This is a genomic window from Sphingobacterium hotanense (genome assembly GCF_008274825.1).
GTDB lineage: Bacteria > Bacteroidota > Bacteroidia > Sphingobacteriales > Sphingobacteriaceae > Sphingobacterium > Sphingobacterium hotanense.
In genome coordinates this window covers 3,519,703-3,544,482 of record NZ_CP030848.1, presented here as the reverse complement: position 1 = coordinate 3,544,482, position 24,780 = coordinate 3,519,703, and the positions used below count along the sequence as shown (strand labels likewise).

18 protein-coding genes are annotated in these 24,780 nt (G+C 42.0%); 10 read left to right on the top strand and 8 right to left on the bottom strand.

Annotation, left to right across the window (positions count from 1 at the left end; translation table 11 throughout):
* Positions 1-23 precede the first annotated feature (23 nt).
* Positions 24-854, bottom strand: a complete 831-nt coding sequence (locus tag DSM08_RS14925) for an N-acetylmuramoyl-L-alanine amidase family protein (RefSeq protein ID WP_149526900.1) — start codon at positions 852-854, stop codon at positions 24-26.
* Between the two features lie 78 nt (positions 855-932).
* Entirely contained in the window at positions 933-1,823 is an 891-nt protein-coding gene (locus DSM08_RS14920; RefSeq protein ID WP_149526899.1) for an N-acetylmuramoyl-L-alanine amidase family protein, read from the bottom strand.
* 209 nt (positions 1,824-2,032) lie between these two features.
* On the opposite strand from DSM08_RS14920, the gene DSM08_RS14915 reads away from it, so the two are divergent.
* The 3 genes from DSM08_RS14915 (at position 2,033) to DSM08_RS14905 (ending at position 7,452) form a co-directional block, all read left to right on the top strand.
* Positions 2,033-4,657 (top strand): putative LPS assembly protein LptD, encoded by a 2,625-nt coding sequence (locus tag DSM08_RS14915; protein ID WP_149527748.1) that lies wholly within the window; start codon positions 2,033-2,035, stop codon positions 4,655-4,657.
* Positions 4,658-4,680: 23 nt separating this feature from the next.
* Entirely contained in the window at positions 4,681-5,931 is a 1,251-nt protein-coding gene (locus DSM08_RS14910; RefSeq protein ID WP_149526898.1) for a competence/damage-inducible protein A, read from the top strand.
* A 108-nt stretch (positions 5,932-6,039) separates the two neighbouring features.
* The gene (locus DSM08_RS14905; protein WP_149526897.1) at positions 6,040-7,452 is read left to right on the top strand and encodes a dihydrolipoamide acetyltransferase family protein; all 1,413 of its coding nucleotides are present in this window, start codon (positions 6,040-6,042) and stop codon (positions 7,450-7,452) included.
* 130 nt (positions 7,453-7,582) lie between these two features.
* On the opposite strand, the gene DSM08_RS14900 is transcribed toward DSM08_RS14905, so the two are convergent.
* Positions 7,583-8,959 (bottom strand): MATE family efflux transporter, encoded by a 1,377-nt coding sequence (locus DSM08_RS14900; protein WP_149526896.1) that lies wholly within the window; start codon positions 8,957-8,959, stop codon positions 7,583-7,585.
* 677 nt (positions 8,960-9,636) lie between these two features.
* On the opposite strand from DSM08_RS14900, the gene DSM08_RS14890 reads away from it, so the two are divergent.
* Positions 9,637-11,295: a FimB/Mfa2 family fimbrial subunit gene (locus DSM08_RS14890; protein ID WP_149526894.1), complete on the top strand. Its 1,659-nt coding sequence runs from the start codon at positions 9,637-9,639 to the stop codon at positions 11,293-11,295.
* 409 nt (positions 11,296-11,704) lie between these two features.
* Here the strand turns inward: DSM08_RS14890 and DSM08_RS14885 are convergent, their stop codons facing one another.
* Positions 11,705-12,058 (bottom strand): hypothetical protein, encoded by a 354-nt coding sequence (locus tag DSM08_RS14885; RefSeq protein ID WP_149526028.1) that lies wholly within the window; start codon positions 12,056-12,058, stop codon positions 11,705-11,707.
* Positions 12,059-12,240: 182 nt separating this feature from the next.
* Between DSM08_RS14885 and ltrA (DSM08_RS14880) the strand changes: the two genes are divergently transcribed.
* From ltrA (DSM08_RS14880) to DSM08_RS14865, 5 genes are all read left to right on the top strand, one after another.
* Complete coding sequence (gene ltrA / locus DSM08_RS14880) at positions 12,241-13,515, top strand: group II intron reverse transcriptase/maturase (RefSeq protein ID WP_246172205.1); 1,275 nt, start codon at positions 12,241-12,243, stop codon at positions 13,513-13,515.
* 296 nt (positions 13,516-13,811) lie between these two features.
* The gene (ltrA, locus tag DSM08_RS14875) at positions 13,812-14,759 is read left to right on the top strand and encodes a group II intron reverse transcriptase/maturase (protein WP_223110826.1); all 948 of its coding nucleotides are present in this window, start codon (positions 13,812-13,814) and stop codon (positions 14,757-14,759) included.
* On the top strand, positions 14,760-15,086 hold the full coding sequence (locus DSM08_RS19190) for a group II intron maturase-specific domain-containing protein (protein WP_317131801.1): 327 nt from the start codon (positions 14,760-14,762) through the stop codon (positions 15,084-15,086).
* A 207-nt stretch (positions 15,087-15,293) separates the two neighbouring features.
* Entirely contained in the window at positions 15,294-15,821 is a 528-nt protein-coding gene (locus DSM08_RS19390) for a Sec-independent protein translocase subunit TatA/TatB (RefSeq protein ID WP_149526893.1), read from the top strand.
* A 72-nt stretch (positions 15,822-15,893) separates the two neighbouring features.
* On the top strand, positions 15,894-18,116 hold the full coding sequence (locus tag DSM08_RS14865) for a Tex family protein (RefSeq protein ID WP_187774040.1): 2,223 nt from the start codon (positions 15,894-15,896) through the stop codon (positions 18,114-18,116).
* Positions 18,117-18,275: 159 nt separating this feature from the next.
* Here the strand turns inward: DSM08_RS14865 and DSM08_RS14860 are convergent, their stop codons facing one another.
* From DSM08_RS14860 to DSM08_RS14850, 3 genes are all read right to left on the bottom strand, one after another.
* Entirely contained in the window at positions 18,276-18,830 is a 555-nt protein-coding gene (locus DSM08_RS14860; RefSeq protein WP_149526892.1) for a NifU family protein, read from the bottom strand.
* A 73-nt stretch (positions 18,831-18,903) separates the two neighbouring features.
* Complete coding sequence (gene purB / locus DSM08_RS14855) at positions 18,904-20,253, bottom strand: adenylosuccinate lyase (protein ID WP_149526891.1); 1,350 nt, start codon at positions 20,251-20,253, stop codon at positions 18,904-18,906.
* A gap of 123 nt (positions 20,254-20,376) precedes the next feature.
* Positions 20,377-20,595 (bottom strand): hypothetical protein, encoded by a 219-nt coding sequence (locus tag DSM08_RS14850; protein WP_149526890.1) that lies wholly within the window; start codon positions 20,593-20,595, stop codon positions 20,377-20,379.
* A 236-nt stretch (positions 20,596-20,831) separates the two neighbouring features.
* Between DSM08_RS14850 and DSM08_RS14845 the strand changes: the two genes are divergently transcribed.
* Positions 20,832-22,181: an acyl-CoA dehydrogenase family protein gene (locus tag DSM08_RS14845; protein ID WP_149526889.1), complete on the top strand. Its 1,350-nt coding sequence runs from the start codon at positions 20,832-20,834 to the stop codon at positions 22,179-22,181.
* Between the two features lie 738 nt (positions 22,182-22,919).
* On the opposite strand, the gene yidC is transcribed toward DSM08_RS14845, so the two are convergent.
* On the bottom strand, positions 22,920-24,749 hold the full coding sequence (yidC, locus tag DSM08_RS14835; protein ID WP_149526887.1) for a membrane protein insertase YidC: 1,830 nt from the start codon (positions 24,747-24,749) through the stop codon (positions 22,920-22,922).
* Positions 24,750-24,780 lie beyond the last annotated feature (31 nt).

Here is a 24,780-nt window from a genome sequence, read left to right as displayed (position 1 = left end):
TAATCCCCAATTTAAGAAAAAGTTTATCTTTCTACGTTTTTTCTATAGGTATTTATGGCATTGAACAAGTCGTTGACTATGGATTCTTGACCAGCTGCAGACATCATGAAGCGTTCTTCGTCAGGGTTAGAGATAAAGCCGATTTCGGTTAATACCGCCGGCATCCCTGCTGTTGCTAATACTGCTAATGACTGCTCCTTCACTCCGCGATCAACACGACTTGATCCCGCAAATTGATCCTGCATATAAGATGCCAATCTGATGCTTTGCTCTCTAAATTTACGTTTCATTAACGAAAATACGATATAAGAGGATGGGTCTTTCGGGTCAAAACCACCATAGTTCTGTTCGTAGTTATCCTCCAATAGGATAGAAGCATTCTCACGGATCGCAACATCTTGATCACCGGTACGGCTAAAACCGAGTACTAGAGTTTCCGTTCCTTTAGCCGAGGTATTCAACACTTTCTGCGTCACATAACGACCTCTACTGTTTTTCACGCGGCGAGTTGATGCTCCTCCGGAGTTACAGTGTATAGAGATAAATAAGTCAGCATGGTTTTTGTTGGCGAGGGCCGGGCGTTCATATAATTTTGGGTAAACATCTGTAGTGCGTGTGTACACTACTTTAACTCCTGGTAGATCTTTTTGGATTTTCTTTCCAAGTTTCAAAGCAACCTGAAGGGCGATGTCTTTTTCTTTTGACTGTCTTCCTACGGCTCCGGAGTCATTTCCTCCATGCCCAGGGTCAAGCACTATTGTTTTTATTTTTTTGTTTCCACCGTTTTGACCTTGGTCGTCGGCGGGTTTAAAACTTGCTAAGGCTAATACAACAAGACAAAGTGCTAACTGCATTCCCTTTGTCCAAAATTGATTGTTCTTGATCGTGTCTTTCAAAATAAAATAATCTTCTTTTGCTTTTTCTATTTAAAACTAACGTTGTGCGATCGCTTCGTGTCCATGCTTGTACCGCTTGATGGCATCTACCAAGTTGGTTACTATTTCACCTTGACCTACAGAAGATAACATGTAGTTTTCCTCATCGGGGTTACTAATAAAGCCAATTTCAGTAAGGACAGCCGGCATACTTGCGCCAGCTAAAACAGCTAGTGATAATTCCTGTACGCCGCGGTTCGCACGCCCTTTGCTGACGTACTCATTTTGAACATACGTTGCAAACTTAATGCTTTTTTCTCGATATGTTCTTTTCAATAGCGAGAAGATGATGTAAGAGGAAGGATCGTTCGGGTCGAAACCATTGTATTTTTCCTGATAGTTGTCCTCCATCAAGATATCGGCGTTTTCGCGTGTTGCTACGTCCGACTCGCCACGTTGAAGCCTATTATAACCACATACAAAGGTCTCTGTGCCGCTCACTCCGGGGCGATAGATTGTACGAGTCGTATAACGACCGTTCTTCCCTTTTACGCGCTGGTCGGAATTTGCTGAGTTGCAATGGATGGAGATAAATAAATCGGCATGATTGCGGTTGGCAATATTAGAGCGTTCATGAAATGGAACGTCAATATCCGTTTCACGGGTCAAAATAGCTTTAACACCGGGAATGTTCTTTTCAATAGAGTCCTTTAATTTCTTTGCAACTTGCAATACAATGTCCTTTTCAGCGGATATCTTTCCATAAGCACCGGGAAGTTTTCCGCCATGCCCTGGGTCAATAACGACTAACTTAAAAGTTTTATTGTTAGTCTGTACCTGAGGGGTAACATCAGACTTGGAATAACCTGAATAATTTCCAATTAAAAATAGAGGGGCTGCAATTCCGATAATTGCTAAGACTAATTTGGTTGATTTCCTAAGATTCATCACTATTTTCAAATTATTATATCTATCAACGCGTTTCAAACTCACAAATTGTTAAATATGATTAAGATTGTCGAAAACCTCATATATGTAATAGATTTTTGACTATTTTTGCCATCAAGAGTTTAAAATTAGCACAAAAATAACATTCATAATTCATTTTGAAGGCTTTAAGTTGTTTTTTCCATATCCTGTTTTTCCTTTTAGCCGGAGTGGCCTCATTGCAGGCACAGGAAGAAACTACATTGAGACGTCCTCCCGTTACACAAGATACCACAAAAAAGCTACAAGATTCGACTTTAATAACACAAGATAGCGCGAAAAATAACTTCCGTGAGGTCACTGGTCAGGATACTGTAGTCATGCAGGATAGTTCAGGCCTAGAGACTACGGTTAGTATTGTAGCCAATGACTCGTCTTGGAATGAAGTAAGTAAGAATATTCTCCACTTATTTAAAGGAGCGAAGGTAAAATACCAAGGTTTTGAATTAGCGGCCGACTATATCCGCTTGGATCGAAATACCAATGTGTTGTTTGCCTCGGGTGTTGTTGACCATAATGGAAAATATGTTGGTCGACCGGTCGTGATCATGCCGGGCGAAGCGCCAATTGCGGTAGACTCCTTGCTATATAACTACAAAAGTCAGATTCCGAAGACTTTCGGGGTTATGACAGAGGTGGACGGTGGTTTTATCCAGGCGCGCGAGGTGCGAAAGAATATTTACGATGAAACCTCGATTTATCAAGGTCTATATAGTACTTGTAATTTGCCGTATCCGCATACCCACTTTGGTATTCAGATTACGAAGGGTGTCATCACAGAGAAACAGATTATTGCCGGACCTTCCTATTTGGTCGTTGAAAATATTCCTTTAAAGTTCCTGGCCATCCCATTTGGCTTCTTCCCAAAACAGGATAAGAAGAGCTCTGGGTTTTTATTCCCTTCTTTCGGGGAAGATGCCGCAAGAGGGTTCTCGATGCGCGACCTAGGTTGGTACCTAACGTTCAACGATTACTGGGATACCGAATTCCGTGGAAACTTATATTCTAAGGGCTCTTGGGAGGCGAGCATGCGGACGCAATACTTAGTGAACTACAAGTTCAATGGTAACTTTGCTCTACGCTATGGATCGACGGTAACCGGGGTAGAAGGTACGCCGAGTTTCGGAAGAAATAAAGACTTCAACGTCACTTGGAACCATACACAACGACAGGAAGCAAATCCTGGAACGTCTTTTACGGCATCGGTAAACTTCGGTACGACTTCTTATTTCAGAAATACAGCAGCCAACGGTACTTACGATATCAATCAGATTACGAACAACCGCATGGGATCTTCTATTGCATACGGTAAAGTGTTTGCGGATGGAAAAGTGAATTTCACTTCCAGCTTACGCCATGAGCAGGATATGCGAAATGGTGATATTCGTTTGGAACTTCCTCAAATCAGTTTGAACGTTTCTACATTCAATCCTTTCGATTCTAAAAATCGTATAGGTGAGCAGAAATGGTATCAACGCATTACTGTAGGGTATAGCTTGCAAGGAAGAAACTTCGTAAATACGAAAGACTCTATTCTTTTCAAAGGGAACTTCTTAAACCAATTTACGAATGGTTTCCAACATAACATTCCAGTAAGTTTAAGCTTAAACGTATTGAAGTACTTCCAGTTCAATACCTCGATGAACTATACCGAGCGCTGGTATTTCCAATCTGTCGAGAACAAACTATTAAACGAGATCAACGGTTACTCGACTGTAAAGGATACGATTCAAGGCTTCAAGCGTGCGTATGATTACAACATTTCTAGTGGTTTATCGACCAAGATTTATGGTAATTTCAAGCGAGGGATTGGCAAGATTGAGGCCATGCGACATGTCATGACGCCTTCCATCAATGTCAACTACAGACCTGATTTTGGTGCGGAACGCTACGGCTTTTACAAGGATTTTGTTGATCATAACGGTGCATACAGACGTTATTCTATTTTTGAAAATGCAGTGTATGGAACACCGTCTCAGGGTAAATCGATGGGTATAGGGTTTTCCATCGACAACACTTTAGAAGCGAAAATACGAGACGACAAAGACTCGACAGGCACTGGTATCAAGAAAATTCCAATTATTCAAGGTTTGACTTTTAGTGGTAACTACAATGCTGTTGCCGACTCACTCAAATTGTCACCTATCAGCTTCTCCGGAAGGACATCGCTTTTCGACCAGAAAATCAATATCAACTTTAATGGTAGTTTCGATCCATATAGCTATGATAAATTCTCAGGACGACGTATCGACCGTTTTGCAGTGAAGGATGGTCAACTAGCACGCCTGACGAACTTTGGTTTATCGTTCGACTATAGCTTTAATCCTAAAGCGTCGAAGAGCAGAAATGATAATATCGATTCCCTGAGAAACAGTATGCCGGCAATGACCGACGAGCAGACACAAGCGCTAGCTCGTATCAGTACAGATCCGAACGCCTTTGTAGATTTTAATATTCCATGGAATTTATCAGGTTCCTTCAGTTTCAACTACGCATCAGTTTTTGATCCGGAATTGAGGGAGATGAAACCGAATATTACCAGTACGGTCAACCTACATGGTGATTTCAATATGACACCGAAATGGAAAGTACAGTTCAATACCGGTTTTGACTTTGTACGGATGGAGTCTTCGATGTCGCAAATCAGTATTTATCGTGATCTCCATTGTTGGGATATGTCCGTTGGCTGGGTGCCATTTGGACGATATAAGAGTTTTAACGTGACGATCAGAGCAAAGGCTTCTATCCTTCAGGATTTGAAACTAACCAAGCGCAACAGTCACTTTACCTATTAACAAGCATATAAACCAAATATGCCATGAAAGCAGAAATTATTACCATTGGTGATGAAATTTTGCTAGGGCAAATTGTCGATACCAATTCGGCATGGATGGCACAAGCCTTATTGTCCTTGCAAATCCAAATAGAGCAAATTACTTCCATTTCTGACCGCGAGGAGCATATTCTTGAAGCTTTGCACAATGCTTCCAAACGTGCCGATCTGATTATCTGTACGGGCGGATTAGGTCCGACAAAGGATGATGTGACCAAGTTCACGGCTGCGAAATTCTTTAACACTAGTTTAGTTCGTAATGAGGCCGTCTTAGATCATGTACGCGGAATATTTGCGCGCATGAATCGTTCCATGCCCGACATCAACCATGGGCAAGCAGATGTTCTAGCGAACGGAGAAGTCTTATTCAACGATTGGGGGACAGCGCCCGGGATTTGGGTGTCGCATGAGGAAAAAGTATTTGTGTTCTTACCGGGCGTACCGTTCGAGATGAAAAGTCTGATGACTCATCGTGTTTTACCCAAGCTTAAGGAGTTCAAGAGCGAGGAGAAAATAGCTATTCGCTACATCTTAACCGTAGGAATTGGAGAGTCGCATTTAGCAACACAGATCGCTGATATTGAAGATTCTTTTCCAGCACATTTACACCTTGCCTATCTTCCTAAGATTGGCCTTGTACGCTTGCGCGTTTCGGCATCCGGACGTGACTTAGAAGAATTGGAGAAAGATGTAGAGCATTACACTGATCTACTTGCAGATCGGATTGGCGATGCGGTCGTCGCTCGTGAAGACCTGAGTTTCGAGGAGGTAATCGTTCGTTCGTTTGTCGAATCTAAAGCGACCTTATCTACCGCAGAGAGCTGTACAGGTGGCAATGTTGCCAAGCAGATTACCGAAGTGGCAGGAGCTAGCGAAATGTTTATTGGAGGCATAATAGCCTATGCTAACCAAGTGAAAGAAGCTTTGTTGCATGTGGAACACGCAACACTAGAAGCCTACGGAGCAGTTAGTGAAGAGACAGCAATTCAAATGGCTAAAGGTGCGCAAAAGCAATTAGGTACTACCTACGCCATTGCGACCACTGGAATTGCAGGACCAGGTGGCGGAACTCCGGACAAGCCTGTAGGAACCGTATGGGTTGCGATAGCTGGCCGCTCGGAAGTGAAAACAAAGTTGTTCCAGTTTCACCAAGACCGTGTGTTGAATATCGAAAGAACCACCTCTCAAGCACTTCTGATGTTGTGGAATCTATTTCAAAAAGAAAAAGGCTTTTAACAAAATTATATTCCTGATATTTTAAGTTGCAAAATATTTAATTTTGTTTACTTGTTAGTTGAGTATTAATAATTAACTTAGTATTTCAAACAATCGAAATAATAATAGATGGCTATTTATAAACTTTTACTCCCAAAAATGGGGGAAAGCGTATCTGAAGCTACGTTGACCAATTGGTTAAAACAAGTTGGAGATCAAATCAATGAAGACGACGCCGTTGCAGAAATTGCCACGGATAAAGTTGATTCTGAGGTTCCTTCGCCGGTATCAGGCAGATTGAAAGAGCGATTGTTCGAAGAGAATCAAGTAGTACAGGTAGGGGATGCGATTGCCTTGATAGAGGTGGATGGCGATGATGAAGAAGACGCTCCTGAGACCAATCATGTAGCAGAAACAATATCAACCGAGATTCCTCAGCCAACCGATGAAGAATTGGCGGAAGCTAATTCTAATATCGAAGAACCAATCCCAGGTATTGCCCAAGTTGAACAGTCCAAAAACCATGATACCTTGCACAGCGAACCTATGCAACATGGTATCCGTTTTTATTCTCCCTTAGTGAGAAATATTGCACAGCACGAAGGAATCAGTCAAGCTGAATTGGACACTATTCCGGGTACAGGTGCCGAAGGCCGCGTAACGAAAGAGGATGTATTGAAGTTTATTCAACAACGTTCGAATACAGGTCAGAGCCAAGCTGCGCCTGTTGAGTATGCTAAGCCTGCAGAAGAGACTCGTTCAACCGTAGCAGCTCCTGCATCTCAGACTTCAAATACGCAAACTGCTTCGGCTCAAGTGGTGAAAGCTAGCAACGGAGATGAGATCATAGAAATGGACCGCATGCGCCGTCTGATATCTGACCACATGGTCATCAGTGTTAAGACTTCACCGCATGTTTTCTCGGTTGTAGAAGCAGACGTCACAGGACTAGTCAATTGGCGAAATAAAGTAAAGGATGAATACAAGAAACGTGAGGGCGAGAATATCACCTTTACGCCGCTTATAATCGAAGCCATTGCAAAAGCGATAAAAGACTTCCCGATGATTAATGTTTCGGTGGATGGTTATAATATCATTCGCAAGAAGAATATCAACATTGGTATGGCAGCAGCTCTTCCGACAGGAAACTTAATTGTACCTGTTATCAAGAATGTAGATCAGTTGAGTTTGTCAGGAATCAGTCGTTCGGTAAACGATCTTGCAAACCGTGCTAGAGGAAATAAGCTGAAACCAGATGACACTCAAGGAGGAACATTTACCTTCACTAATATCGGTGCATTCGGTAATATCCTAGGGATGCCGATCATCAATCAACCGCAAGCTGCAATCCTTGCTGTGGGTACCATCAAGAAGAAGCCGGCGGTTTTAGAAACAGAACAAGGTGATGTGATTGCAATTAGACATATGATGTATCTTTCCATGTCCTATGATCACCGCGTCATTGACGGGGCCCTAGGTGGACAATTCATTCGTCGAGTAGCGGATTATCTAGAGAACTGGGATATTAACCGTGTGGTTTAGATTTAGATATTAGATCTTAGACATAAGATTTTAGAATATTAAAGGCGTCATGTAAGTGCTATTAAAAGGTACTTTACATGACGCCTTTCTCGTTTAAGGGGCAACAGCCTAATTCTATTGAACTTTTGAATTAGGAGGCTACTTGCCTCCCCATATCCTTTTCCCGCTTTTTGATAATATGTTTATAACGGAAGTACAATAGAATAGAGGACGTCAAAAGACCTAGTGTTAAACCATACCAGATACCTTTAACTCCAACGCCAGTTTTTACGCCTAGGAAATATGCGATCGGTAATCCTACGATCCAGTAAGCGAAGAATGTGATAAATGTCGGGATATTGACGTCACCCATTCCACGAAGGATACCTAATCCAACCACTTGCGTTCCATCGAATAATTGGAACATACCCGCGATGATCAGTAACTGTGCTGCGAGCGCTATCACCTCTGCATCTTTAGAAATGATGTAAGGAAGATATTGGTTGAATACCGCGAATATAATAGCACAAACAATCATAAAGACCAGTACCAAATGATAGGATACCGTTGCGAATTTTTCTAATCGGAAGAAGTTCTTGTTGCCATAGCTATTGCCGACTTTGATGGTGGCAGCCGACGCTATCCCGCTAGCCATCATATAGGTCATTGCAGCAAGTGTAATCGCTGTTTGATGTGCTGCTTGTTCTAATGCCCCGATCTTACCTGCAATTAATGCAGCGCCAGCAAATGCCCCGATTTCAAACACATATTGCATGGCTACTGGAGCTCCTATTTTAAGAATCTTTTTCATGCGATCCGAATCGATGAAGCGGATAGAGAAATGTTGTATATAGCGCTTGAAATTGCTCGACTTGAGTACATACCATGCCATTACGATCATCATCAGTATGCGGTCGACCAGGGTCGCAATACCGACACCGGCAACACCCATAGGTTTGATGCCGAACATCCCTTTTACTAGAATTACCGCAAGGATCACATTCAGTACATTTCCCCAGATAGTAATATTCATCGCCTGTTTCGTGAAGCCTAAGCCTTCGGCAAATTGCTTGAAGGTGTTAAACATCATCAAGGGAAGGATGGACAAACTCAGAATCAACAGATAGGGCTTCGCGGTTTCAACAACCAGCGGATCTTGATCGGCATGCTGCATCGCATACATGGAACCGAAATACACAAACAAGAAGAGTAAAATGGCTGAAATAAAGTTTAGCCAAAAACTATTGGATAGCAACTTTGCACATTCCTGATAGTTCGATCGACCGTTTTCTTGCGCGATGAGCGGAGTCAATCCATACGCTATCCCCAATCCAATGACTAAGACAACCATGAAGACAGAGTGTACAAGCGATACAGCGGCAAGGGAAATCGTGCCGGCAAATTGTCCGACAATAATCGTATCGGCTGTTTGTACGAGCGTGTGTCCTAGCTGAGAAATAACAACAGGGCCTGCCAATGCCATGCTGCTTAGGTAATACCTTTTGTTGGCTTTGTACTTTTGGAACATATCTGCAAATAATAAGAACCGCAAAGGTACAAAGAGTATTTGGGGAAAAATGTCTTGCTGACGTTATCTTTTAGTTTCGATATGATTAGTCGATTTTTTTTTATCCGCTATAGTTCATAGGAAACCACTGTCGTAATTAATCTACTTTTTCTGGAAAAGCGGGGTTACCTTTGTCTACCTTTTTTAAATGAACATCAGCGCTGATTTGCCCTCTACTGGGATATTTTGGTAACTATCGTAGTAAATGTTCTACAACTTTTTCAATAGCGCTTTTCCATAGGCTAAAATACTATCTCAAAGACCCGAAGATTTGTACTTTTGCATTGTTCTTGATCTCTATCAACAACACACACACAACACACTATTAATGAAATTTACGTCACTAAGAGATTTCACTAATTAATTTTTAGGTGCCTTTTTTTCGAGAAAAGGTGATTCAAAAGTTATATCTGAACTCGCACGTATCTTTCCTTTTAAACTATTAAGTAAAAATGAAAACACCTACCTAACTCCTGTTATCCGGGTTACATACGTCGAGATGGAATCGGATATTGCTGCTGGCTCAGCTGTAGTTCGTCCTGAGAACAGGGACCATTTGGTTCAAGAAGAATGGATGAAAGACGATGATGACGTAAGAACGCTAGACTGGTAATTCCTTCACACTAAGACAGAAAAACATGAATAAAGTAAATAAAACATTATTTCTAAGCGTTATTGCTTTTTTAACCTTCGGAATTTCATCTTGCCAAAAGGATGTTATCAACGAAAACATTGAACCCGGAAAAGCATATATAGAACTTAATCTAGCCGAAGATTTTCTTGCAGGTGATGATTTCCAATTTGAAACCAAGGCGAGCACTAGAGCAACGGCTATCAATCCTGTTGTAAGCGATACGACCATGAAGTTTGGGGAACATATGGTCGATGTACAATTGATTGACACGAAATTGGAAGATATGAAATTGAATCGTCCAGGATCGGGAAGCGGCGGCGGGATCAAAGCAGCAGCTGTTTCTCAAATCAATAGAATTGCGATAGGAACCCATTATCGTATGATTGCCTTTGATAATAATGGAAATTATGTAACGGAACGTGCCTATGTACACGGAAGTGAAGCTATCCAAGATAGTATGAAGTTGGATGCGGGTAAAACCTACAGTTTTATTGTGTATTCTTTCGGTAGCACTACAACCGAACCCGCTACGGTAACTTACGAAAATGGTGTAAAGACATTCGATAATGTGCAGCTGACAAATGTAAACCAGGATTTGATGGTCTATGTGCTTAAGAATAAAACGTTGGTTTACGGTACGAACAGACTTGACGTGGTTATGAAACATAAATTTAGCTTGATTACGACGACGATTGAAATGGGAAGTAATATGAATGGTTTCATAACAGCCTTAGGCAATGTCAAATTTAATAATGTGAGCAGCAGTGCTAACTATAAATTTGCTACGGGTGGTATCTCCTACAATAATCAGAATTATGGTTCGGCGCCAGTTTCTTTTCCAGACCTTGGAGCGGGTTTGAGAACCGTTACGAGCCATTCCACATTAGTAATTAATCCGGCTGCTACCGATAAGAGTTTGAGCTTTGGAACCTTCGCCATGGACGATGAATCCAAAACAAACTACTCCGTTCCGAATATCAAAGTTACTCCAGGACACAAGTATAACCTAATTCTGAAGTTCAGAACATGTACACAGGAAGTAAAAATAGCAGACGACGTTTTAAATTGGAATTATAAGGAAAATAGTAACCAGACCGGTGTGATTGGTCCAGGGAATGTCACGATTCCAAATGGTCAATTGCTGACCAAATCATTTACTGCACCTGCGTCAAACTATGGTTTCACGTTCGATTTCCTTCAGTTAGACAATGCCTTTAACATGAAGATTAACGGGCAATGGATGGTATTAGATGAGGACGAGCAACAGATACAATTCCAAACGTACAACAATACTGCAAATAATGAAGGGATTATCACTAGAAATATTGAGTTTATCGATGGTTCGGAGTACTCGGATAAAAGTGGGTCAGCGAACTGGAACAAATGGAAAATCCCACCGATTTGGGATTTAAAAGCTACATCCTATGCTACACCGATTATTCGCGTGTCGATCAGTAAAGCTGGTGCAATCTCCATATTGGGAAGTAAGAGCAGTAATGGGCCGTTGGTACAATTACGGTTAAGAAATAAGGCTCGATTTAACCCAGCTATTGTGTGGAATGCTACAGGAAATAACGTGATCGAAATCAACCAGAAAGTTTCCAACAATACGATCGTTATTGGACGTGGTTATGGAAAGGCCAAGATTTCTTGTACACAATAAGGTTTGAAACTTAAAATATGAATTCAGATAGCCTCCTCATCGGGAGGCTATCTTTGTTTGTGTGCCCAGCATGGGCAATAACTTTAGGGTGTAAGTCCCGAACACGCCTTTACAGTGGGAAGTGTTAGCTTAGGACAAGGGTGTCCACCGCGAGGTGGAATCTGAAGGAAGTCTGAGGCAAAACCTCGGTCCGACGAACAGAAACTACATACAAGGCCGCAAGTGTTGGGTGAGGCTGCAAAACAAGCCAAAGCCCCAAACTGTACGGAAACACTATGGTAAATGTAGCGGATATATGAGGTGAAAGTTATTGTTCTTACCTGGGGAGATCTGACTAAACTCTGTCAAAGGTATACGCGAATGCCCGCGAAGAAACATATAGCAGAATAATGATGCTAGTATGCTTTAGTCAGAAGTCAGCAGAGGACAGTGTGTCACGAACAAAGCATGATATTGCTTTGGTGCTGTTTAAATGATGAGGGTAGGCCCCTCGAAGTCGACGTTCAGGCGCAGGCTTCAAACCACCTTTATGTTGCTGGGTTAAAGAGATCTGGTGAGAAGCGATAAAGGAAAAGGCATAGTTAAAGATGTCAGGTATGTAATAGAGAGACGAACGAAAGAGAACCATCGATGAAGCGTCGAAAGCTGAATAGATGATATCGAAACCAGAGTCTTGACCTTGCTCTGGGACAAACGGAAGGGAAACCTGATTACTGCTTCCGTGATATCCGGCGTAAAGATGGCGTGAAGCTATTATAGGCATTTAGGCGGAACGTGAGAACGTGTCGTTTCGATGTTAAGGGAAACCCTCAAGTGGTAGCCCCACAAGAGCAAAAGTACCGATGCGAAGCACACGGGCGGAACATCTCGTAGTAGTGATGAAGTCTCTGTAATGGAGATGGAGCGAAGGGGGTGTATTATCCAGTTCTTATCACAAAGAAAACTATGGTACAAACCATAGGAGGTACAGGAATGATTAAGACAAAACCATTTATTATTTCTCAGTCCATAGTACTGGAAGCCTACCAGCGGGTACAACAAAACCGTGGTAGTGCTGGAGTAGATGGCATGAGCTTAGAGGATTTCAAAGCAGATAGCTGGAAACACCTCTATCGACTATGGAATCGGATGAGTTCTGGCAGCTATATGCCCATGCCAGTTCTACTAGTAGAAATTCCCAAGAAAGGAGGGGGGACACGTCCACTTGGAGTACCCACGATAACAGATCGCATTGCTCAAACGGTGGTCACACTGTTTCTGGAACCAAAGTTGGATAAGATATTTCATAAGGACTCTTATGGCTATCGCCCCAACAAAAGTGCAAAGGAGGCGGTGGGAACAGCTAGAGAGCGATGTTGGAAGTATGATTGGGTTCTGGATCTTGATATCAAAGGTTTCTTCGACAACATACCACACGAGCTGCTTATGAGAGCAGTTCGTAAGCACACAGATTGCCCATGGATCTTGCTGTATATTGAAAGGTGGCTTAAAACACCGGTACAGCAATCCAATGGGATTCTTACAGAGAGATCAAAAGGGACGCCGCAAGGAGCAGTTATCAGTCCGCTGCTCGCTAACCTCTTTTTACACTACTGTATGGATGAATGGTTACGAATTAACTATCCGGACTGTCCGTTTGAACGATATGCTGATGATAGTGTGATACACTGTAAAACAGAAATACAAACAGTGGAACTGAAGAAAGCATTAGAACACAGACTAAAAGCCTGTGGACTTGAACTGCATCCAGAGAAAACCAAGATCGTGTATTGTGGCAGAAAAGAACGACAGAAATCCTATCCCATAATTGCCTTCGACTTTCTAGGGTATACGTTCAAAAGACGAAAAGCTCAGACCAAACAGGGATTGAACTTTACCAGTTTTCTTCCTGCAGTCAGCAATAAAGCTAAAGTTTCCATACGAGAAAAGATGCGGACATGGCAATTGCACAGAAGAGGAGGCAGTGACTTAGAAACGTTGTCCCGGTATATAAATCCAGTCCTCAGAGGATGGATCAATTACTACGGAGCTTTCTACAAAACAGAGCTACACAAAGTACTTCAGCACATGAACAGGTTACTGGTAAGATGGGCTATGCGGAAATATAAAAGGCTACGGAACCGAAAAGTCAGAGCCATAAAATGGATGTCAGAGATTTCCGAAAGAAGTCCGCATCTGTTTGAACACTGGTATATAGGGATAAAGTTGTCGGTTGGATAATAAGAGCCGTGTAAAGGGAGATCTTTACGCACGGTTCTGTGAGAGGTTTGGACTGAAATGTCCTTATCTACTCGACTAGTACCCTGTTTCTCTATTTTCTACAGGGGAAGGTCTGAATGTTAGAATGGCAAAGGAACCAAGAAGTTTATGACGAAGCGCTAAAAGCCGAACCACTTAAGAGAACTGCTTACATGAGGGTAGGTCGGAAACCGATAGTAGAATGTAAGAGGAGCTTAGCCTAGTTGTGCAACCAACGGACACAATGCCTGAGGAATTTTTTTTTTTTTAGTAATACTATGCTGGAAGAGATATTACACATCCGAAATGTCAAACACGCAGTTGATCGTGTCATCTCTAATGGAGGTGCCAGCGGGATTGATGGTATGCAGATCGATAACCTTCGTGACTACCTCAATACGAATTGGAAAACCCTTCGGTCGGATATTCTCTCTGGCACTTACCGCCCACAAGCTGTTCGGAAAGTAGAGATTCCCAAAGCAAGTGGCGGCAAGCGTATGCTGGGTATTCCAACGGTCATCGACCGAGTTATTCAGCAAAGCATTTCCCAATGGCTTGGGTTAAAGTATGAGGGTGATTTTCACGATAACAGCTACGGCTTCCGTGCGAATCGTAATGCTCATCAGGCCGTCAGTAAAGCGCAAGAGTATCTGAACTTGGGCTACACGTGGGTCGTTGAACTTGATTTGGAACAATTCTTCGATCAAGTGAACCACGACAAACTGATGCACCTTTTGAGCAAGAAGATTACGGATCGTCGAGTCCTAGCCCTGATCGGGAAATACCTTCGTTGTGGGATTATGGATCATGGTCTTGAACAAAAGCGAACCAAGGGCACACCACAGGGCAGTCCTTTAAGTCCACTTTTGTCAAACATCATCCTGAACGAACTGGATACGGAACTCAGCTCCCGTGGACATCGATTTGTACGCTATGCGGATGACTGTAGTATCTACACGAAGAGCAATAAATCCGCCACTCGTATTATGCGCAACATCACCAGCTACATCGAATCTACACTAAAGCTGAAAGTGAACCGTGAAAAGAGTAAGTTAAGCAGACCTTCCCAAAGTAGTTTACTCGGCTTTAGTTTCTTCAAAACTCAAGGAGATTGGCAGATTCGTATCTCTGCAAAGAGTATCGAACGAATCCGAGAGAAGTTACGTCAAAATACTCGACGTAATACAGTCACTCCTATGCATGAGCGACTGACTAAACTACGGTAAATTATTCACGGCTGGGTGGATTACTTTCGTATAGCAACGAATAAGAAGGTGATGGTAGCACTAGATAAACTAGTGCGAAGACGCTTGCGTGTTCTGCTTTGGAAACAATGGAAGACGGCAGGTAATCGAATTCGGAACTTAATGAAACTGGGAGCCCAACGCTGGCTTGCCTACCAACATGCGAACACCCGTAAATCCTATACTCGGACAGGGACAAGTCCTATCGTTCAAACAACGCTAACAAACTCATACTTTACTAAATTAGGTTACGAAGGATTTGCAGACTACTATTACTGGAGAACAACGCATCAAACGACGTTATTCTAACAAACCGCCTTGGTACGGATCCGTATGCCGGGTGGTGTGAGAGGACAGATAGGGAAATAATCCCTATCTTCCTACTCGATTATATCCCAATCTCTCCCTTATTTTTTCCTTCTTTCCCTTGATTTTGTTTCGAAATAATTACAGCGAGATATTGATATAAAACGATAATAAACTTACCTTAGCTTTCTACTAGAAAAAGGAATAGAGATGAATTTAGCGTTTTTGAACATAGGTACTCAAGAGATGATGTTGATCGTTTTGGTGGCCTTGTTGTTGTTTGGTGGTAAGAAATTACCAGAGTTAGCTAGAGGATTGGGACGTGGAATCCGTGAGTTTAAAGATGCCTCAGAAGGGATTAAGCGCGAGATATCCGATCAGATCAATAATTTTGAAAAGGAGATAGAGGATGTTAAAGCTGATATAGAGAAGGAGCCTGAGACGCGCGTGGCGGAGCAGAAGCCTGAGGAGACCAGCGAGGTGACTGGAGAGAACGGCGAAGGACTAGCGAAGAAAGAGAAGAAGGCGCCTCAATTTACAGCACCATCGGGTACATACGAACATCAGCCTTATCAAACACCTACTGCTGATGATTATTACAGTTATGGCTACAATGATCATTTTGCAAATAATGATAGTCCAGAAACACCTTCAGATGAAGCTGCTGAGACGAATACAGAGGATACTCCTTCCACTGATAATAATCCTTCGAAAGAAGAGCCTACAAAAAATGCCTAACAATATTATTTTATTATATGCCTAAGCTGTTGAAATCCTTCAACAGCTTTGTTTTTCATTTTAATTTTTATGATGACATCACACGAAATGATCGTTTCGCAAGAATTATCTCTTGCTGAGAAACAAGTTCGTACAACAATCGCATTATTGGATGAGGGCGCGACCATCCCGTTTATTTCTCGTTACAGAAAAGAGTTGACGGGTAGTCTTGATGAGGTGCAGATTACGGCTATTCGCGATAGAATTCAACAGCTACGTGATTTAGATAAACGTAAGGAAGCTGTCTTAAAATCTATTACCGATCAGGGCAAGTTAACACCTGCCTTAGAAGAGCAAGTGAAAGCGGCCGAGACGATGGCGATATTGGAAGATATTTATCTACCATACAAACCTAAGCGCAAAACGCGTGCTTCCGTAGCTCGCGAAAAAGGACTTGCCCCTTTAGCAGAGCTAATTTTAGCTCAAAATAATATCGATTTAGAAAATGAAGCTGCTGCCTATCTAGATGAAGAGAAAGGCGTTTCTTCCCTAGAAGAAGCATTGGCAGGGGCTAGAGATATCATTGCCGAGCAAATTGCTGAGGATGCGGAAGTGAGAGCAAATACCCGTCAGGTATTCTTGAATAAAGGCGAATTTGTTTCACGTGTCGTGCCGGGCAAAGAGGAGGCAGCCTTGAAGTTCAAAGACTATTACGAATGGTCTGAGTCCTTAAAAGATGCGCCTTCGCATCGTGTTTTGGCGATGCGCCGCGGTGAGAAAGAGGAATTGCTTTACCTGGATATTGAAGTGGCAGAGGAAAATGTACTTCCTAAAATTGCTAAGCAATTTGTGAAGGGAAATAACGAGGCTTCAAAGCAGGTGGAATTAGCAATGATGGATAGTTACAAGCGTCTTCTGAAACCATCCATGGAAACAGAAATTCGCGTATTGACCAGACAAAAGGCCGATGAGGAAGCTATCAAAGTTTTTGCAGATAATGTGCGCCAATTGTTATTAGCGGCTCCGCTTGGTCAAAAGCGCTTACTAGCTTTAGACCCTGGTTTCCGCACGGGCTGTAAGACCGTAGTTTTAGACGCTCAGGGCAATCTTTTAGAAAATACAGCAGTGTATCCCCATAGTGGAGCAAATGCTGCCCTGGAAGCTGAAAAGGCAATCAAACACCTAGTTTCGAAGTACGATGTCGAAGCGATTGCTATTGGTAATGGTACAGCAGGCCGAGAAACGGAAGATTTTGTTCGTAAGATGAAGTTAGCGAATGTGGTCATCGTAATGGTCAATGAGAGCGGTGCATCGATTTACTCTGCATCCGAGACCGCACGTGAGGAATTCCCGGATCAGGATGTTACGGTGCGTGGCGCTGTATCTATCGGTAGACGTTTGATGGATCCTTTGGCAGAACTCGTAAAAATCGATCCTAAATCTATCGGTGTTGGTCAATACCAGCATGATGTCGATCAGAATAAGTTGCAGTCTGCATTGGACGACACGGTGATTTCATGTGTAAATGCCGTAGGTGTCGAATTAAATACAGCTTCTAAGCAAATCCTATCTTATATTTCTGGCTTAGGACCAGCACTTGCACAGCAAATTGTTAACTTCCGCAAAGAGAACGGCCCATTCACTTCGCGCCGCGAATTGAAGAAGGTTCCACGTTTAGGGGAGAAGGCATTCGAGCAAGCAGCAGGATTCCTTCGCATCAGAAACGCCGAACATCCTTTAGACGCTTCAGCCGTTCACCCAGAGCGCTATGCATTGGTAGAACAAATGGCGAAAGACCTGAATGTTTCCATCCCGGAACTTATGAAGGACGAGAAGCTAAGAAAGAGCTTAGACCTAAAGAAATACATGAGTGATGAGGTCGGTTTGCCAACATTGAATGATATTCTTGCCGAATTGGCGAAACCAGGACTGGATCCGCGTGAGCAGTTCGAAGCCTTCTCCTTTACAGAAGGGGTAAATAGTGTAAGCGATTTACGCGTTGGAATGAAACTTCCAGGAATCGTAACAAATATTACCAACTTCGGTGCATTTGTCGATATCGGTGTGCACCAAGATGGTTTGGTACACTTAAGTCAGCTTGCAAATCATTTTGTAAGCGATCCGCACGAAGTGGTAAAAGTACAGCAAGCTGTAATGGTTACTGTGACGGAGGTTGATGAAAAACGTAATCGCATCAGCTTGACCATGAAGACGGAAGAGAAAGCGCCTAGAAAACGGACAGAGCGAAAAGAAAACCGTGCGCCGGAAACGGATATGGCAAGTAAACTGGCAGCTTTGGCTAGTAAGTTTAAATAGACTTTAGATATAAGAGCATGGCGGGATAGCCATGCTCTTTTTTAATGGTGGGGGATGATCTCGTGACCTTGTATCTAAACCATTACAACAAAAAAGACCAGGATAATCTTCCTGGCCTTCATATCTTTATTTTGAGAATTTATCTATTTGCATTCGCGATTACATCGCTTCTGCTACAACTTCTTCTACTTCTGGAACCATACGTTTCAACAAACCTTCGATACCGGCTTTCAACGTAATCGTAGAGGAAGGACAGCCTGAGCATGATCCTCTCAATTCTACTGTTACTACACCGTTCTCGAATGCTTTGTAGGCAATTGCCCCACCGTCTTGTTCCACGGCTGGACGTACATAGTCGTGCAATACTTGTTGTATTTTCACTTCTACGTCTGATCCTTCGAAAACTACATCCTCAGAGTGTTCTTCTGGCTTTACCGCCAATTCTGATTCCACAGCACCTTTCACGAATTCTTTTAATAAAGCCTCGATATCCGACCATTCTGCATCGTCAGTTTTTGTAACTGTTACGAAGTTGCTTGCGAAGAATACGCCATTTACGAAATTGAACTTAAATAACTCACGTGCAAAAGCCGACTCCTGCGCCTTCTCTCTATCCGAGTAATCTAAGCTTCCGTTGATTAAAAGCTTGTTCACCAAAAACTTCATCGTTGATGGGTTCGGCGTGCTCTCTGTATATACGTTTATTGTTGCCATGTTGTAATCGTTCTAAAATAATGGACAAATATAACTCATTCCGCAAATGACAGCGTCATTACTGCGTAAAAGCTTATAACTGTACGCCGGTGTAATTGCTTGGAGAAATTGCTTTGATCTCCGCCTTAATTTCATCAGAAACATTCAAGTTGTCTACAAATTCAGCAATCGTTGCTTGCGTAACGTGCGTATTTGTACGGGTCAGATCTTTCAATGCCTCGTATGGTTTTGGATACCCCTCGCGACGTAAAATCGTTTGAATTGCTTCTGCTACTACCGCCCAATTGTTCTCTAGGTCTGCTTGGAAAGCCGCTTCATTTAAGATCAACTTGCGCAATCCGCGTAATGTCGATTTGAAAGCGATTAACGTATGTGCGAATGGTACACCAATATTACGTAATACCGTAGAGTCTGTTAAATCGCGTTGAAGTCTGGAAATAGGAAGCTTAGCTGCCAAGTGCTCGAAAATTGCATTCGCGATACCCAAATTGCCTTCTGCATTTTCAAAGTCGATTGGATTAACTTTATGCGGCATAGCTGATGAACCGATTTGTCCAGCAGTAATCTTTTGCTTAAAGTAATCCATGGAGATATATGTCCAGATATCACGACATAGGTCGATGATGATATTGTTGATGCGTTTCAGGCTATCGCAACTTGCAGCAAAGTTATCGTAGTGCTCAATCTGCGTAGTAGTCTGCGAGCGGTTTAAACCAAGTTTTTCATTAACGAAGTTGTTTCCGAATGCAACCCAGTCGTTCGCAGGATAAGCAACGTGGTGTGCGTTGAAGTTACCCGTTGCACCGCCGAACTTTGCTGAATAGGGAACCTGTGCTAACAAATCTAATTGTCTTTCGATACGCTCGATAAAAACCTTGATCTCTTTTCCTAAACGTGTAGGAGAGGCCGGCTGACCATGCGTACGTGCTAACATGGAAACCTCGTTCCATTCTGCAGACAATAATCTTAATTCGCCCAACAATTCATTGATGCCCGGCGAGTACACCTGTTGAATAGCCTCTTTCCATGACAATGGAATAGCGGTATTGTTAATGTCCTGTGATGTTAACCCGAAGTGGATGAATTCTAAAGAGTCCGTAAGACCTAATTTCTCAAATTCATTTTTCAAAAAGTATTCCACGGCCTTAACGTCATGGTTAGTTACTCTCTCGGTATCCTTTATCCATTGCGCATCCTCTTCCGTAAAGTTGCGGTATATATCACGCAATTTATCGTTCAACGAACCATCAAAATGTGCTAATTGAGGAATACCCGATTCTGATAAAGCGATAAAATATTCCACTTCTACCAAAACACGATACTTGATCAGCGCAAATTCTGAAAAGTAATTAGCAAGCTCTTTGGTGTTATTGTAGTACCTCCCGTCGATAGGTGTAACGGCAGTTAAGGATGATAATGTCATGGTATAAAATCTTTTGTGAGGCAAAAATAAGAAATTCGTAGACCTATACCAACCCAAAGGTTATAAAACAACAAAAGCCTGTTTCTAAAACAGGCTTTTGAAGTATTTTTAATTTAGTTCGGATTATTGAACGTTTTTCAAAGAATCAGCGATAGAATCACCAGTTGCTTTTACTGAATCAGCAACGTTTTCTAATGAATCAGCGATTGAATCAGTTGTAGCTTCTACTTGGTCAGCGATTGAATCAGCAGCAGCTTCAGTTTTAGTTTCAGCGTTGTTACAAGATGCAACTGCTACAGTTAAAGCTAATCCTAAGAATCCGAATTTGAATAAATTTTTCATTTTTTTAATTTTCTATTTAGTTGAAACAAATTTGTTTATTTAATCTTTAATACCAGTAACCTAAAAAGGTAACCCAAAAAATAACTTTTTTTTAAAAATTTATTAAACCGGCTGAATTTCAGTTGTTTAATATTCGTTATTTGCTTTGAGCAGCGCAAATATACTACTGTTTTGTTGATTTGCAACAATAAAAAACATTTTTTGTTATATTTCTGTTAAGATTTTAAAGAAAGAATATGATAGATAAACTGAAGAATATGGTAAAGCTCTTTAAATCAGTTGATTTGGAGCAATTAGAAAAGATATCAAAGAAGGTCGATTTAGCCGAAGTTTTAGGCGCTGTATCAAAGATGGACGAAAATCAGCTTAAAATGGCGATGAAAATGTTGACCGGAAGTAAAAAGAAAAAGGATCCGCCACCCATCGATGCCGATTTTTACGATATAAGCGCTAAGCTTTCACCAGAAGATCGAGCACTGCAATTAAAGGTGCGCGCATTTTTAGAAGCCGAAATAAAGCCTGTAGTCAATAAATATTGGTTGCATGATGAATTCCCTTTTGAAATTATACCGAAGCTAGCTGAGCTTAATGTATGCGGTTATGTATATGAGGGCTACGGCTGTGCAGGGGGGACTTCCCTTATGGATGGTATCATCGCTAGTGAGTTCGGACGTGTCGACCCTTCCATCGCAACGTTCTTGGGTGTTCAAAGTGGCTTAGCGATGGGGTCCATTTACCTTTGTGGCTCTGAAGAACAGAAAGCGGAATGGCTCCCGGCTATGCAGCAATTGAAGAAGATCGGCGCATTCGGCCTGACGGAGCCATTGGTAGGCTCCGGAACAGCAGGCGGATTAACAACGACCTGTAAACGCGAGGGTGACAAATGGATTTTGAATGGTCAGAAAAAATGGATAGGAAATTCTACTTTCTCCGACATGACGGTTATCTGGGCTCGAGATTTAGACGATCAGCAGGTGAAAGGATTTATCGTCCGTAAAGAGAATCCAGGGTTCTCGGTTGAAAAGATTAAAGGAAAGATGGCATTACGAATCGTCCAAAACGGCTTGATCACTTTAACGAATTGCGAAGTGCCAGAGTCTGACCGCTTGGTAAATGCAAATTCGTTCAGAGATACTGCGAAAGTATTGCAGATGACGAGGGCAGGGGTGGCCTGGATGGCGGTAGGATGTGCACGCGGAGCCTATGAAAATGCTTTGGAGTACACCCTGCAGCGAGAACAATTTGGAAAACCTATCGCATCCTTCCAGCTGATACAAAATCACTTGGTCGAGATGCTGTCCAACCTGACCGCCATGCAAACACTCGTGTTTAGACTTTCTGAGCTTCAAGACGACGATAAACTGAAAGATGAGCACGCATCCCTAGCCAAGGTATTCTGTACGCTTAGAACGCGCGATATCGTGTCGCGAGCACGCGAAGTGATGGGCGGTAATGGTATTCTGCTAGAATACAATGTAGCCCGCTTCCTCGCCGACGCCGAATCAATTTACTCCTATGAAGGAACCAAAGAGATTAACTCCCTGATCGTCGGTAGAAGTATTACCGGATTTAGTGCTTTTGTTTAGGTCTAGATTTTAGATATTAGACATTAGATATAAGAGCCTGCAAAGGCTCTTTTTTATTGCCGGATTTTTAAATGCTTGAGAACAGCTTCGACTGCTGTTCTTTTTATTACCAATGTATGACCCAATCAAAGCCCTTTCGGAAGGGTTTGATTGGGTTATGCATTGGGTTTGCATTGGGTTTGAAAGGGGACTGAGTCCTACTTATTAGGAAGGATATGTTTTGAACTAGGAAGGAAGGATGCGAGGATGTTTTTTCTTTGAACCAGGAAAGGAAGGATGCAAGGATGGGCAGGATGTTTTTTCTTTGAACCAGGAAAGCAAGGATTCAAGAATGGGCAGGATGTTTTTTCTTTGAACCAGGAAAGGAAGGATTCAAGGATGGGCAGGATATTTGTCTTTGAATCAGGAAAGAAAGGATTCAAGGATGTTCAGGATATTTTGTCTTTGAACCAGGAAAGAAAGGATTCAAGGATAATCAGGATCTTGTGGAAAGGGAAATTTGTCTGCACCAGAAATAGCAGTTAAACCTGATCCTGTTAATCCTAAAATCCTTCCTTTCCTGGTTCAAAACAAACTTTCCTTCCTTTCCTGGTTCAAGACAAATTTCAAAACCGAAGGTTCAGAAAAAAACGCTATCAAATGTCAAAAATCTCACCTCCAACATCTTAAATGAAAAAAGAGCCCGCTAGGCAGGCTCTTATATCTAATGTCTAAAATCTAATATCTAATATCTAAACCCTAGTTTTTCTTATTTTGTTGAGCTGCTTGTTGTGCTCTCATCATATCTTCCATTTTCTTTTGGAAGGATGATTTTTTCTTTTCTGCTTGGGGTTTGCTTTTCTTTTCTTCGATTTTCGCTAAGATTTTATCATCGTCGATAAATTGACGGATAATTACCTGCGTTAAGAAAGTAAGAACGGCAGAAAGGAAATAGTAGTAGTTCAGACCTGCAGGGAAGCTGTTCAACACGAAGAAGAATACTAATGGCATGATATAACCAATGTATTTCATCTGGTTGTTTGCAGCTCCTGATGTTGCGTTGTTGTACCAAGTCGTTAACAAAGTAGTCAATGTCATCAACACACACATTAAGGAAATGTGGTCTACATTGATTACGGGGATGTTCGCGAATGTAATTGGCGCATCATAGGTTGAAAGGTCTTTGATCCAAAGGAAGCTTTCTCCGCGCAGTTCGAACAAGTTCGGGAAGAAGAAGAAGAAGGCTAGCGTGAAAGGCATTTGCAATAATAAAGGCAAACATCCTCCAAGCGGGTTTACGCCTGCTTGCTTGTACAGCTTCATTTGCTCCTGCTGCAATAGCATAGGGTTGTCTTCACCAACTTTCTCTTTGATCTCATCTAACTGTGGTTTTAACACACGCATCTTCGCCATAGACTGGTAAGATTTGAATGTTAATGGGAACATGATGAACTTTAGGAATAAAGTTAAGATCAAGATCACAATCCCGTAACCCATATGGAAACCATCTAAGAAATCAAAGATCGGCACGGTGATGAATTTGTTGATCCATCCCATTGGTCCCCATCCCATATTGATAATCTTATCAAAGTCGTTTCCTTCAGCTTTCAGGGTTTTGTATTTGTTAGGTCCAAAGAAAAAGCTAAAGCCATATTGGTTTTCTTTTTGGCCTGTATAAGCTAAGTCTGCTGTTGTTTGGTAAGTTTTTACCAAACCTTGCTCGTTTAAGAAAACAGAGTTTAAGTTGACATTGCTTAATCCTTCTTTACTCGTCAATACGGTCGAGAAGAAGTGTTGTTTGTAGGCGATCCAGCTTAGTTTATTTTCAACAGTTTCTTTTTCGTCGCTAGTTTCAGAAAGGTGATCTACTTCGCCTTCTACATCGCGGAAGAAGATCGCAGATTTCTCACGCTCTGATTTTACGTTACGCTCTTTTTGTGTTAATGTCGTTTCCCAGTTTAAAAGAAGACTTTTGTTCTTAACATCGATCAGGTCGTTCAAACCTACCGTGCGGATGTCTAACTTTAAGTTATAGTCGTTTCCGGCAAGGGTATAGATATAATCGATGTACTGGTCTGCGCTATAAGAAAGGCGCATAGTTACCGATTTAGATTCTTCGCCTGAAACAGTGAAGCTAGATCCTTGCGGTTGAAAGTAAAGGTCGTTGGTCTTTACTGCTTTTCCAGGAACGTTAAATTCTAATCCAAAGCGGTTATTATCGCCGTCGAATAAGATCAGTTTAGAATCGTCGTAATTTTTCTCTTCTTTCAGTTCTACTGATTTTACGCGACCACCTTTGCTGCTTAAGTTTACAGCGATGCGTTCGTTTTGTAAGGTAATCACTTGTTCGGTACCAACCGATGCAACGCCGAAAGGTTGCTTCGCCAATACAGAATCTGCTACGGCTTCTGCAGGGCTAGTGATTCTTGTGGAGTCTTTTGTAACAACCACTCCTTCTTTTACTCTTTTTATCGAGTCTTGGAGCTGCTGTTCCTTTTTGATTTCCTCTTGAGATGGCTTCATTAAGTAGAAGGAGCCCCCCAGGATGGCAAAGATTAAGATGAATCCTATTAGATTGTTTCTATCCATTTTATAATATTTACTGTATCTCGCGTAGTGT

Coding starts and splice junctions, on each gene's coding strand:
- DSM08_RS14925 (WP_149526900.1), bottom strand. CDS start 854: ATGCAGTTAGCACTTTGTCTTGTTGTATTAGCCTTAGCAAGTTTTAAA.
- purB (WP_149526891.1), bottom strand. CDS start 20,253: ATGACATTATCATCCTTAACTGCCGTTACACCTATCGACGGGAGGTAC.
- DSM08_RS14890 (WP_149526894.1), top strand. CDS start 9,637: ATGAATAAAGTAAATAAAACATTATTTCTAAGCGTTATTGCTTTTTTA.
- DSM08_RS14845 (WP_149526889.1), top strand. CDS start 20,832: ATGATAGATAAACTGAAGAATATGGTAAAGCTCTTTAAATCAGTTGAT.
- ltrA (WP_223110826.1), top strand. CDS start 13,812: ATGCTGGAAGAGATATTACACATCCGAAATGTCAAACACGCAGTTGAT.
- DSM08_RS19390 (WP_149526893.1), top strand. CDS start 15,294: ATGAATTTAGCGTTTTTGAACATAGGTACTCAAGAGATGATGTTGATC.
- yidC (WP_149526887.1), bottom strand. CDS start 24,749: ATGGATAGAAACAATCTAATAGGATTCATCTTAATCTTTGCCATCCTG.
- DSM08_RS14850 (WP_149526890.1), bottom strand. CDS start 20,595: ATGAAAAATTTATTCAAATTCGGATTCTTAGGATTAGCTTTAACTGTA.
- DSM08_RS14900 (WP_149526896.1), bottom strand. CDS start 8,959: ATGTTCCAAAAGTACAAAGCCAACAAAAGGTATTACCTAAGCAGCATG.
- ltrA (WP_246172205.1), top strand. CDS start 12,241: ATGGTACAAACCATAGGAGGTACAGGAATGATTAAGACAAAACCATTT.
- DSM08_RS14905 (WP_149526897.1), top strand. CDS start 6,040: ATGGCTATTTATAAACTTTTACTCCCAAAAATGGGGGAAAGCGTATCT.
- DSM08_RS14865 (WP_187774040.1), top strand. CDS start 15,894: ATGACATCACACGAAATGATCGTTTCGCAAGAATTATCTCTTGCTGAG.
- DSM08_RS14920 (WP_149526899.1), bottom strand. CDS start 1,823: ATGAATCTTAGGAAATCAACCAAATTAGTCTTAGCAATTATCGGAATT.
- DSM08_RS14860 (WP_149526892.1), bottom strand. CDS start 18,830: ATGGCAACAATAAACGTATATACAGAGAGCACGCCGAACCCATCAACG.
- DSM08_RS14885 (WP_149526028.1), bottom strand. CDS start 12,058: ATGCCTATAATAGCTTCACGCCATCTTTACGCCGGATATCACGGAAGC.
- DSM08_RS14910 (WP_149526898.1), top strand. CDS start 4,681: ATGAAAGCAGAAATTATTACCATTGGTGATGAAATTTTGCTAGGGCAA.